Annotated in this window: 11 protein-coding genes; 5 read left to right on the plus strand and 6 right to left on the minus strand. The window is 53.4% G+C overall.

What is annotated here, in order from left to right; translation table 11 throughout:
- The first annotated feature begins 35 nt into the window (after nucleotides 1–35).
- Nucleotides 36–461, plus strand: coding sequence for a YbaN family protein (locus KHS78_RS11585; protein WP_211828622.1), 426 nt, complete (start codon nucleotides 36–38; stop codon nucleotides 459–461).
- Between the two features lie 111 nt (nucleotides 462–572).
- On the opposite strand, the gene KHS78_RS11590 is transcribed toward KHS78_RS11585, so the two are convergent.
- Nucleotides 573–2,396 (minus strand): ABC transporter ATP-binding protein, encoded by a 1,824-nt coding sequence (locus KHS78_RS11590; RefSeq protein WP_246506394.1) that lies wholly within the window; start codon nucleotides 2,394–2,396, stop codon nucleotides 573–575.
- Between the two features lie 135 nt (nucleotides 2,397–2,531).
- Nucleotides 2,532–3,461, minus strand: a complete 930-nt coding sequence (gene trhO / locus KHS78_RS11595; protein ID WP_211828624.1) for an oxygen-dependent tRNA uridine(34) hydroxylase TrhO — start codon at nucleotides 3,459–3,461, stop codon at nucleotides 2,532–2,534.
- A 209-nt stretch (nucleotides 3,462–3,670) separates the two neighbouring features.
- On the opposite strand from trhO, the gene KHS78_RS11600 reads away from it, so the two are divergent.
- Entirely contained in the window at nucleotides 3,671–4,309 is a 639-nt protein-coding gene (locus KHS78_RS11600; protein WP_343216908.1) for a phosphoadenosine phosphosulfate reductase domain-containing protein, read from the plus strand.
- Nucleotides 4,310–4,560: 251 nt separating this feature from the next.
- Nucleotides 4,561–5,178: a LysE family translocator gene (locus tag KHS78_RS11605; protein ID WP_211828626.1), complete on the plus strand. Its 618-nt coding sequence runs from the start codon at nucleotides 4,561–4,563 to the stop codon at nucleotides 5,176–5,178.
- Nucleotides 5,179–5,228: 50 nt separating this feature from the next.
- Here KHS78_RS11605 and KHS78_RS11610 read toward each other — a convergent pair whose 3' ends face one another.
- The 3 genes from KHS78_RS11610 to KHS78_RS11620 form a co-directional block, all read right to left on the minus strand.
- On the minus strand, nucleotides 5,229–6,686 hold the full coding sequence (locus tag KHS78_RS11610; RefSeq protein ID WP_211828628.1) for a catalase: 1,458 nt from the start codon (nucleotides 6,684–6,686) through the stop codon (nucleotides 5,229–5,231).
- Between the two features lie 227 nt (nucleotides 6,687–6,913).
- Entirely contained in the window at nucleotides 6,914–8,311 is a 1,398-nt protein-coding gene (gene nhaD, locus KHS78_RS11615; protein ID WP_211828630.1) for a sodium:proton antiporter NhaD, read from the minus strand.
- A gap of 96 nt (nucleotides 8,312–8,407) precedes the next feature.
- Nucleotides 8,408–9,580, minus strand: coding sequence for an amidohydrolase (locus KHS78_RS11620; protein WP_211828632.1), 1,173 nt, complete (start codon nucleotides 9,578–9,580; stop codon nucleotides 8,408–8,410).
- 257 nt (nucleotides 9,581–9,837) lie between these two features.
- On the opposite strand from KHS78_RS11620, the gene KHS78_RS11625 reads away from it, so the two are divergent.
- Nucleotides 9,838–10,335 (plus strand): aminoacyl-tRNA deacylase, encoded by a 498-nt coding sequence (locus KHS78_RS11625; protein WP_211828634.1) that lies wholly within the window; start codon nucleotides 9,838–9,840, stop codon nucleotides 10,333–10,335.
- Nucleotides 10,336–10,518: 183 nt separating this feature from the next.
- On the plus strand, nucleotides 10,519–10,872 hold the full coding sequence (locus KHS78_RS11630; RefSeq protein WP_211828636.1) for a hypothetical protein: 354 nt from the start codon (nucleotides 10,519–10,521) through the stop codon (nucleotides 10,870–10,872).
- A gap of 32 nt (nucleotides 10,873–10,904) precedes the next feature.
- On the opposite strand, the gene KHS78_RS11635 is transcribed toward KHS78_RS11630, so the two are convergent.
- Nucleotides 10,905–11,900 carry an ion channel gene (locus KHS78_RS11635; RefSeq protein WP_211828638.1) on the minus strand — a complete coding sequence of 332 codons (996 nt, stop codon included), beginning with the start codon at nucleotides 11,898–11,900 and terminating at the stop codon, nucleotides 10,905–10,907.
- Between the last annotated feature and the right edge of the window lie 138 nt (nucleotides 11,901–12,038).

Here is a 12,038-nt window from a genome sequence, read left to right on the forward strand (position 1 = left end):
AGTGAAAGCCGTTTTGAATCTGCCATAGTGCCTTTATGACAACGAATACCCCGGATAAATTACAGAAGAATCCCCTGATACGACTACTGCTGACCACCGTAGGCGTCCTTGCTACAGCGCTTGGCATTCTGGGGATTTTTTTACCGGTATTGCCCACCACCCCCTTTTTGCTGCTGGCAGCGGCCTGCTTTCTACGCAGCTCTCCGGCGTTTCACCAGTGGCTGCTGGGGCATCCGCACCTGGGGCGTTATATTCACTACTATCTGGATGGAAAGGGCATTCCGCGCAAGGCCAAAATCTATACCCTGATCGTACTCTGGCTCAGCATCAGCGTATCCATCATGATGGTTCCGCTTTGGCCTGTAAGGTTACTGCTGGTGGTGATTGCGAGCTGCGTCAGTGTCTACATCATCAGACAAAAAACGCTGGAGCCGCCATCGATACCGGAAAAATCGTCATAAACTGCGGCAGGACTGAAGGAACATAAGAGGCAGGCAAGGCCCAGAACACACCGTGTGCTGTAGGTCTTGCCTGATAAAAGTAAACGTCACTACGTGCTGTTTCGTTCGCCGTTATTGCAGGTGGCCATAGAGCCGGGCATAGAGGCCGTTCTGCTGAATCAGCTCATCATGCCCACCCTCTTCACTGATGCAGCCATCTTCGAAGACATAGACACGATCCGCCTGTTTCACGGCACTCAGCCGGTGGGCAATGATCAGCGTCGTCCGGCTGGCGAGGAACTCCTCCATCCCCTTGTGGAGCAGGAACTCCGTCGCAGTGTCCAGAGCAGAGGTCGCTTCATCCAGAATCACGATGGCCGGGTCAGTCACAATCATGCGGGCAATGGCCAAACGCTGGCGCTGTCCGCCGGACAGCCGAACCCCCTGGTTACCAATCAGGGTTTCAAGACCCGCTTCCATCTGTTCGATAAAGGGCTTGAGCTGAGCCACTTCCAGCGCCTGCCAGAGCGTCTCATCTGGCACATGCCGTCCCAGGCAGAGGTTTTCCCGCACCGTGGTATTGAACAGAACCGGGTGTTGCAAAACGGTGACCACATTCTCCCGTATGGCATCAACACCGACCTGCTCCATGGGCGTATCCCCAAAGTGGACACAGCCCTGTGTTGGCGTATACAGGCCCAGCAACACCTTGACCAGCGTTGACTTACCACCGCCACTGGCGCCAACCAGCGCCACCTTCTCGCCCGGCTTCACTGACAACGACACACCTTTGAGGATTTCGTTATCGCCATACGCAAAGTGGACACCCTCGATATCCAGTCCAACGGTTTTATGGCCACGGAAAGGATCCAGCAATGCGGTATACCGTTTCTCTTCCTCCAGCTCCAACAGGCTGTTGATACGCTTCAGCGCTGCATTAGAGGCAAAATACCCGTACTGCATGCTCAGCAGCTCATTAACCGGCCCCATCATGAACCAGAGGTAACCAAACACGGCAAACATCTCACCAATGGATAGGTCAGAGAACACCACCGTCAGCATGGCGCAGGCACGGAAGACATCCACACCCAGCAGGAACAGCACAAAGCTGAACCGGCTGGCAGCGTCGTTTTTCCAGGCAAAGGCGGTGGAGCGATCCCGTACGGTACGGGCATGGTCCATCAAACGACTGATATAGTGTTTTTCACGGTTAGCCGTCCGGATCTGCTGAATGCCGTCCAATGTTTCCGTCAGCGCCGCCTGAAAGACGTCAAAGGCGCTGTTTTCTTCTTTCTTGAGGTTCCGGATCTTCTTGCCCAGGCGCGTGGTAAACCAGATCACCACCGGGTTGAAAAACAGAATAATCAGCGCCAGCTGCCAGTGCAGCCATAGCAACACCCCTGCCGTTCCAATGATTGACAGGACCGCCACCAACAGGCGGCTGACCGTGGAACCAATAAACTGGTCAATGGTATTGAGATCTGTCACAAAGCGGGAAGCAACCGAACCACTGCCCAGCGTCTCATATTCCGACATGGAGACCCGCGACAGCTTGTGCAGAAGGCTGGATCGCATCCGGAAAACCACTTCCTTGGAAATAATCGTGAACTGCCGTGTCTGCCAGACATTGAAAATCAATGCCAGTAAGCGCAGGACGATGGTCACCCCCAGCACCAGCAGAATATAGAAAGACGGCCCATGCCACTCTTTCGGGATCAACGGCCGAAGGGTAGCTACGACCGCACCGGGCTCCTGCAGCAACACCTCATCCACCAGCAATGGCAACAAGAGCGGTGTTGGCACACTGGCCAGGGTCGCCAGCAGGGCCACAATGTTGGCAACCACCAGCTCGCGCTTGAACTCAAGCGCAATGCGGCGAATCCGTTGCCAGTTATAAACGCGGGAATCGTGCTGCTCTCCGGCCTCATGGCCGGCAGCTTGTACTGTTTCACTCAAAATGGCGATCCTGGATAGTCTTATGCGCTGCAACAGCCTCACCGTCCCCAGGTGTGGCTGGCAGGTATTACATTATCTTATCGGTATACGACAGATGGCTCTATAGATGATGCAGTTGACGCAGACGCCTGCGATTCAGGCATCTTTTTGCCGGGTATTGCCCAGCGGCATGGGTTCACCACGTTTCCTGGCCAGATCAATCTGATTCTGACGCTCGGCAGCCCGGGAACGGGATTGCTCCGTCTGGCTGTCATGGCAATGGGGGCAGGTCACACCACGCACGTACAACGGCGAACGTTTATCTTCTTCGGTAATGGGGCGCCGGCAGCCATGACACTGGTCATAACGGCCAGGTTCAAGGTCATGATCCACCGTCACGCGATTATCAAAAACAAAACACTCCCCCTGCCAGAGACTGTCTGATTCCGGCACCGTTTCCAGGTACTTGAGAATGCCGCCTTTCAGGTGATAAACCGCTTCTACCCCCTGTTCCAGCAATAACGACGTGGCTTTTTCACAACGAATACCCCCGGTACAGAACATGGCAACCCGTTGTTTTTTGGCCGGTTTGAGCTGCTTTTCAACCCAATCGGGAAACTGCCGGAAATTGTCGGTTTCGGGGTTGATGGCGCCTTTAAAGGTGCCCACCTCAATTTCGTAATCATTACGGGTGTCGACCAGCAGTACATCCGGCTCGGAAATCAGGGCATTCCAGTCTTCCGGCTCCACATACTCTCCCACCGCCTTGACAGGGGAGACACCGGGCACACCCATGGTGACAATCTCCCGCTTGAGCTTGACCCGGGTACGATAAAACGGGTTGTCATCCGACAGCGACTCTTTATAGGTCAACGCCGTAAACCGACCATCAGCCTTCAACCAGGCTTTCAATGCATCAATTCCGGCCCGGGAACCGGCCACGGTGCCGTTAATGCCCTCTTCTGCCAGCAGCAGTGACCCTCTGACGCCATTGTCCAGCAAACAGGACAGCAACGGTTCACGCAACGCCTGGTAATCTGGCAGGCTGACGAATTGATAAAGTGCGGCTACAACAACGCCTGACATGGTTTCCCCGAATTTGGATGATTCAACGTGTAATCAGGTACGGCATCCTTCCTGAACACTGACCACGGATTCTAGCGACTTCGCTTCTAGATGGGAATAATTATCAATAATAAACAGTGTCTGAAATCAGACATAAGAGACAAATGACTGCCTTGCCTTCGGGTATCCACGTACCCTATCCTAGCCTCCCCGCAAACCAGAACAACAATATGCCTATGACACTGGATCTTGAAAGCCTCAACCGTGAGCTGGCTAACCGTCACCCCGCAGATATCATTGCATGGACCCTCGAACAGGCAAAAAGCCCGGTACTGACGACCAACTTTGGCCCCCATGAAGCGGCCATTATCCACCTGTGCGCCAGCCGCAAACCGGATATTCCGGTGGTCTGGATTGATTCCGGCTACGGTACACCGGCCACTTACCAGTTTGCCCATCAGCTCATCCAGACACTGGATCTGAACATCCGCATTTATCATCCCCGCTATAGCCGTGCCTGCCGGGAGGCGATTTATGGCGGCATTCCGGATGTCGACACTCCGGCGCATGATGCCTTCACCCATGACGTCAAACTGGAACCTTTCCAGCGCGCCATGGCAGAGGCGAAACCGGACTTCTGGCTGACTGCCATCCGCAAGGAGCAAACCGCCTTTCGCCAAAACCTGGATATCCTGACGAAAACCCAGAACGGCATCATCCGGGTCGCGCCGGTCTTTTACTGGTCTGAGCTGGATCTTGAGGAGTACCAGGTCGAGCACGACCTGCCCATTGAAGACGATTATTTTGATCCGACCAAGGTGCTGGGCAACCGAGAGTGTGGTCTGCATACCAGCACAAGCCAACAGTAATCCCCCGATAATGAACCGGTACTCATACCCTGTGCCGGTTCAATCAACACGTCTTTCCGCCACCATTGCCTCCGGATAAGTGACCTGATCTGGCGTTACTCATCTTTGTGGTGCTTTTTTACATTTCCATTGAACTAATAACAGGTACTCCAGTCCAAAACCCAAATCAAGAAACAGGGAGGCATTTCGCCACTGGTTCAGCGATCGAAAGAAACAACCAATGGGCTTATTTGACAGGAGTAACGAGAGCAATGGGTATGGAGCAATGGCTGGCATTTGTATCAGCCACACTGATCCTCTTCCTGATACCGGGACCGGATATGGTGCTGGTCGCAGGCTGGAGCGCACGAAAAGGTTTCCGCATGGGGTTGGAAGCCGCGACAGGAACGGTATCCGGCCTGCTGGTGCATACCACAGCCACCGCTATGGGGCTGGCGGCCCTTTTGGCGGCATCCGCGAGTGCGTTCACCGTGCTGAAATGGGTGGGTTCCATTTACCTGGTCTGGCTTGGCATCATGAAACTGAAGAATGGCGAACATACAACGTCGATCGATAAGCCCAGGCGTGCCAGCAGCCCCTTTCTGCAGGCATTCTGTACCAACTTGCTGAATCCAAAGGTCATCCTGTTCTTCCTGGCTTTCCTGCCCCATTTTGTCGATCCGGCTATCGATGTGAAGGTGCAGTTCATCCAGCTGGGGCTGGCATTCACCCTACTGTCCTCACTCTGCTATCTCATTTTTATCGCCATTACCGTGAAAGCAGGTGAGGCGCTGGGAAAAAGTCGCCGGGCCCGGCAACTGGGTCGCTGGCTGAGCGGGACGGTGATGATTGGTTTTGGCGTAAGACTGGCGATGGCCAGCCATCAGTGAAAAGCAGCAGGTGAACTTATGAGAAACACCTGCTCTACCACTCAAATCCGTCAGATACCGGCGGTTTTCAACGCCGCCTGCACCCGACGGCCATAATCTTCATCACATTGCGTGAAATGAGCGACCATACGCTGCTGGATAGAGTCGCTGGCTTGGGACAGGCCACCCACAATATTCCCTATCAGCTGCAGCTTCTGTTCTTCAGACATCAACCGATACAAATCGCCTGCCTGGCTGTAGTTGTCCGAATCGCGACTATCATAAGCTTTGGTCCAGGCCTGCTCCTCCAGCGGCATAGGTGGCTCAGCTACTGACGGATCAGGAACAGGTGCCCCTTCACTGGCCCTGTCATTAGGGTAAAAATTGACCTTGCTGCTCTGATTATGTCCACCATACGGGCATTCTATACCTGCCATGGCGCCATCACGCTGATAATGATGTACCGGACACTGGGGCCGGTTGACCGGCAGCTGTTGATGGTTCGCGCCGATCCGGTAACGATGCGCGTCTGCATAGGCAAACAGGCGCCCCTGCAGCATCTTGTCCGGCGATGCCCCGATACCGGGCACCAGGTTACTGGGTGAAAAGGCCACCTGTTCGGTTTCGGCAAAGTAGTTTTCCACGTTACGGTTCAATTCAAGCTTACCAATTTCCTCCAGAGGAAAGTCCTGATGCGGCCAGACCTTGGTCAGGTCAAAAGGGTTGATAGCATAGTCACGGGCCTGCGCTTCGCTCATGATCTGCACCTTGACAGTCCAGCTCGGAAAATCACCGGAGGCAATTGCTTCCACCAGATCCCGCTGCATTCCATCTGCCGGTTTCTGCGCCGCCTCCTCGTTCGTCAACGTTCGGATGCCTTGATCCGTCTTGAAGTGCCATTTGATCCAGTAGCGCTCATCCGCCTTATTCCAGAGGCTCAGAGTATGAGAGCTATAGCCATTCATATGGCGCAAAGAGAAGGGAATCCCCCGATCAGACATCAGGATGGTCACCTGGTGCATGGACTGCGGATTGCTGGCCCAGAACTCCCAATGATTAGCGGGGTTTGGCAAGTTGGTGGCCGGGTCTTTTTTCTGGGAATGAATAAAATCAGGGAACTTGGCAGGATCGCGAATAAAAAAGACCGGCGTGTTATTACCCACCATGTCAAAATTGCCCTGCTGCGTGTAAAAACGTACGGCGAAACCGCGCACATCTCGGACAAAATCCCCCGAGTCCTGTCCGCCAGCCACCGTTGAAAAACGGACAAACACATCGGTCTTACGTCCAGCATTCTGCAAAAAGTCCGCCATGGAAAACGCGGATAGATCTTTGGTCAATGTAAAAGTGCCATGCGCCCCATAACCCCGCGCATGAACTACCCGCTCCGGAATCCGTTCACGGTTAAAATGCGCCAGCTTTTCAAATAACCGATAATTATCAAAGGTCAGAGACCCCCTTTCACCGGCGGAGATACTGTTATCATCATCGGCAATGGGCGCGCCATTCGCTGTCGTGAGTTTATTCATTACTTGATCTCATTCTGGATTGTCCAAGATTTTGGACAGAAGGTACTAATACATGATCAGGCAATGAGGAGGGGTGACGCCAATCAATTTCCTAAATAGATTTGATTAAGATTTACAAACAACTGCATGTTAATGGCTAACAATATTCATCACTGTAAAAGAACCATCGGTTGAATAATAACAGGCGCCCAATTAGGCGCCTGCATTGATACATCAATATAATCAGCTCAACTATTCAAAAGAAAATGAACACCCACACTGGCCGCATAACCCAAAGCGATCGCCCATGACCACCGTAAATGGCCCATAAAGGTATAGGTGCCTTTGGATGTCCCCATCAGAGCAACCCCAGCCGCAGAGCCTACCGAGAGCAGACTACCACCGACACCAGCTGTCAGCGTAATCAACAGCCACTGGAAGTTACCCATTTCAGGATCCATGCTGATGATCGCGAACATCACCGGAATGTTGTCCACCACAGCGGAAACCAATCCAGCCACGATGTTGGTTACGGAGGCACCCAGTTCGGCATACATGCTCGAAGAGATCATCTCCAGGTAGCCCAGGTAACCCAGACCACCAACGGCAAAGATAATGCCGAAGAAAAACAGCAGGGTATCCCACTCAGCCTTGGCCACCTTCAGAAAGATGTCGAGCTCACCTTTTTCACTTTCATCCAGTTGATGGTTCGGTGCCATCTTCTGGCTCCTGAAGGTTAAATACCATGTGTAAAACATCAGCAATGACATACCGGTCATCATGCCCATGAACGGTGGCAGCGAGAACACCTTCTCAAAGGTCACGGCCAGAATGATAGTCACCATGAACAGGCCGCAGACAACCAGACCGCCTGGCTTGATATGGACACGTTCATTAATCGCCGAGGGTTTTTCCGTCGGGACAAAGACCGTCATGATCAGAGCCGGCACCAGGTAATTCACCACGGCAGGCAGGAAAAGCGCAAAGAACCCAAAAAATTCCACCTTGCCCGCCTGCCAGACCATCAGCGTGGTGATATCGCCGAACGGACTGAAAGCGCCCCCCGCATTGGCGGCAACAACCACATTAATCATCGCCAGGGTCACAAATCGCTTGCTGTCGCCGCCGACAGACATAATCACCGCGCCCATCAAAAGGGCTGTGGTCAGGTTATCCGCCACCGGCGAGATGAAAAATGCGAGGGTTCCGGTTACCCAGAATAACTGGCGAAAACTCAGCCCCATCTGCATCAGCCGCGCACGCAGGGCATCAAAGACCAGCCGTTCTTCCATGGTGTTGATGAACGTCATCGCCACCAGCAGGAAGAGGAACAGCGCGCTGTACTCGCCCAGGTTGTGCAACACGGCGACACGCAGCGCTTCATGCTCCACACCGTAATCGTGGGCAATGGTGGCAATCAGCGCCCAGATAATACCCGCGGCGAGTATCACCGGCTTGGATTTACGCAGATGGAGCACTTCCTCGCCCATGACCATTATGTAGGCAAGGACGAAAATGGCGATACAAAGATAAGCCAGTGGATCTTCCGTCGCTCCCAGCACTTCATATCCACCACCCGATGCGTTCACCCATCCAGGGAAAAGCGCAAGGAGGACTGGCAACAAACCGTTTTTCAAAAATTTCATTATGAATTTCTTATTGGTTGTTTTGTTCAAAAAATTCCACACCTATGGAAAGGATAATAAACACAGACCGCATATACCACCTTCCTTCTGGAAAAACTAAGCAGGCATAGAAACCGATAGCAGACGTTTTGCCGCATGCAACATGAAATGGCTGCCCTGTTCGATCAATGCATCCGGAAAGTCATAATCCGGGTTGTGTAGCTGTGGGCAAGACTCTCCACTACCGAGACAACATAAGGCACCCTGGAAGCGACGTGTAAACTGTCCGAAGTCTTCGGACCATCGCATGGGACGGTCTACGGTCTCTGCAACAAGCCCCGCTTCTTCGGCCGCGCCCATCATGAGAGCCACGACCGCCGGATGATTCTCGGTTGCCGCAAATTCATCATGATAACGGATCGACCACTGCAAGCTGGCCTGTTCCGCTTCGTGCTGGACTAACGCTTCCGCTTTCTGCCTTAATGCCTGCATACGATGATCCGCTGCGGTTCTCAGCGTCACCATAACCGTGGCGTCACCCGGTGCGATACCAAAAGCCGGTTCCCCCAGCCGCGCATATACAACCGTAGCCAACGCAAACGCTTCATCATTTTCAACAGGCGTACTGAGTGCTGAAAAACGTTCCATCAGTCGACACATGGCTACCTGAGGGCTTACCCCATCCTCTGGCTTGGCTGCATGGGAGGTTTTACCGGTGAGCGTGATCGCCATACCACAGGACGCGCAGGCAAAGCTGCCGGCGCGCACCAGCAAGGTACCGAGCGCTGTGCCCGGAAGATTATGCCAGCCGATCACATAGTCCGGCGCCAGCGCCTGAAACCGTTCATCGGCCAATATCGCCATGGCGCCCGTGCCATCTTCTTCCGCAGGCTGGAACAGCAACCCAACCCGTCCCGCCTCCGGCCGCTCCCGCGCTAACCTGAATCCCAGTGCCAGCAGCGTTGCCATATGTCCATCATGGCCACACATATGGGCCTTGCCTTCATGTACTGACCGATAGGACGCCACGCTGGTTTCATGAACCGCCACTGCATCCATGTCAGCACGCAAGAGGACTGTCGGGCCGGGATGTGGATTGTCAAAGAGGGCCAGTACACCATGCCCACCCACCCCGGTCAGCACACGATCAGGCCTGATATGCGCGGCCAAAAACCGTTGCAATCGTTCAGCCGTATCGCTTTCAGCGCCCGACAACTCCGGATAACGGTGTAACTCCTGCCGTATCTGGTGACACAGTGCGAGTTCTGCATCCCCCAAGCTGGTCATCATCTATCTCCTGCTATTCCCCTGTGCGACGCCGAAGTGCGCCAGCACTGCAACACAGTAAGATCCGATGGTGTCATGTTAAGGAATACGGACACAGCCCGTATTTATCCCGATATTTATGGCCTCTACTTATAAAAAAACCATTACTCGCACTTAATCTGTCTTAAAACGACGCTGACACAAGCAAAAGATTCATTGACAATCCGATATACTTACCAGCAACTGAGACGTGTCGGTAAGCAGCAGTTGTCGGAGGCATCATGTCCATTTCATCGCAGTTAGAGACATTTCTCGCTGAAAACTGTACGAACTATGAAGTGGTATCCCATCCCTACTCTGAACGGGCGGCGAACACCGCCCGTTCAGCCTGTATTCCGGATCGAACCATGGCCAAGGCTGTGGTGCTGAAAGATTACAATGGCTATGTCATGGCCGTGATGCCATCACGCAACCGGTTGATGCTGGCATGGTTGAATATGCGCCTGGATCGGAACCTGAAACTGGTGCAGGAAACCACGCTGCAGGATCTCTTCCCTGACTGCCAGCCTGGCGCCATTCCCGCCATGGGAATCGCCTACGGCATGAAAACGGTCTGGGACGACGCCCTCAATACGGTTGCCGATATCTACATCGAAGGGGGGAATCACCGGGAGCTCATCCATATGCACCGCAATGAATTCCAGAAATTGATGTTCGGCCAGCCCCATGCGGCCATCAGCTGTGATATCGAAGAAGAACAAGCGTATCGAACCTGCTGACAACTGACAGATGCTCTACCATTTCTTATCGATGATGTGCCCTTCCGATCGATGGACTAATCTGCAACGATGTCACACGAGGCTATTCTGTAGCTTCAATAAGAATGAGTAAGACGCTTGCAACATAAATCATCCATCGACAGCCGTGGCGGCTGAGGATTCATAACAGACGCAGGTGATGCTATGAAGCAACGCTCTCTTCTGGCAAGACTCATAACCGCAGTGATTTTCTTCTTCGCTGCCATCTTTGGTGCGGTTCAGGGGCTGTTTCTGGTTGCCTTCCTGGCATCCGTCTTCCTCGGAGTTCTCGTGTATGACCTCATGGACGTCACCGTCCAACAGAGCCGACAACTTCCCCACATCACCGCTACCGGGCCACTGTGCATGCATTTCAACGGTGAAGCCTTTCCCGAGTGGCTGGAAGTCGCCTCCAGTCATCGCTACTACCTGACAGGCATTGCGCCCGAATATGTCTGCGAGAGCCTGGTAGAAAGAGAAGACATCATTTACAACGGGGTTCGCTACCACCCTGTTTGAAAGGCAGGGAATAATCCGGTCACCCAGGTCGCTTAACGGGTCATTTTCTTAACGAAGACCACCACATAGAGCGCGAGGATAAAGGTCCCCAGAAATGCCTCCACGGCTGCGATCGTGCGACCTATGCCCACCGGTGCGATGTCACCATAGCCCAGTGTCGTAAACGTCACGATGCTGAAATAAAGGCATTCCATTAACTGCCCCCAGTTAGCCTGCCACCCCTTCTCAGGGTGCACCTGAATGATCTCCCCCCCCCCACTGACGCCAATTATGGCATAGAGAAAGGCACAAACGACCACCATGGCTGCCGAGAAAGCGATAACCCGCATAGGGCGTTCACCATAGCCACACAGCAGGTCAACGGTTTTCGACACAAAGCGTTGCCATGAATACGGGGGCAACTGGAAACGGCGGTAACGCATCTCCTTTTGAAAGAACTCACCGGCCTCCTCCTGCAAGCCATGGAGCTCACATTGCCGACGAATATTCCGGCAGACTTCCTCAGCCTCTTCATTCAGCCGACGCACGCCTTCTTTACGGCCCGATTCACGCTTTTTGAGCTTCTTGCTCTCTGCAGCCTGAAGGATGACACTGCCCCATTTGATGTGCTCGATCTTCGCATCATCAAGCCGGATACCCAGCAGGTTGGCACGGGTCAGATTGGCGGAGTTGAGATTCGCATACCTGGCATCGACCTTGAGCAGGCAAGCACCCTGCAGGTTGATGTTATAGAGATGTGCATCGCGAAGATCCGCATGATTGAGGTCAACATCCGTCAGGTCATAGCCTTCCGAGCAACCGCGATTCACAAGGTGAACATTACGCAGATTGGCGTTCTTTAACTGGAAACCGGACAACGGTCGACCTGATTTGGCAATAGCCTCCACGCGCTCACAAATATCATCACCGCGCTTATCGGCTTCCGGATCATGCCAGAAACACAAGCCCCCTTCTTTGTCTGAACTATCTTCACAGCGCCTGCCCTGATAGTCCACATACGTGCACTGAACGCATCCCTGCGCATCCATTCCGTTGCCAGCCCCATAATCGTAGTTATCCCATTATTGGAGAGTATAGCCAGCCAGATCAGATTTTCTTCTATGTCAGGAGTTTCGTTTAGCGACGCTGTTTAGAAAGGTTTGATCTGATGCCCTGCCAAGGTGGGT

The sequence above is a fragment of the Kistimonas asteriae genome, from assembly GCF_018263925.1.
GTDB lineage: Bacteria > Pseudomonadota > Gammaproteobacteria > Pseudomonadales > Endozoicomonadaceae > Kistimonas > Kistimonas asteriae.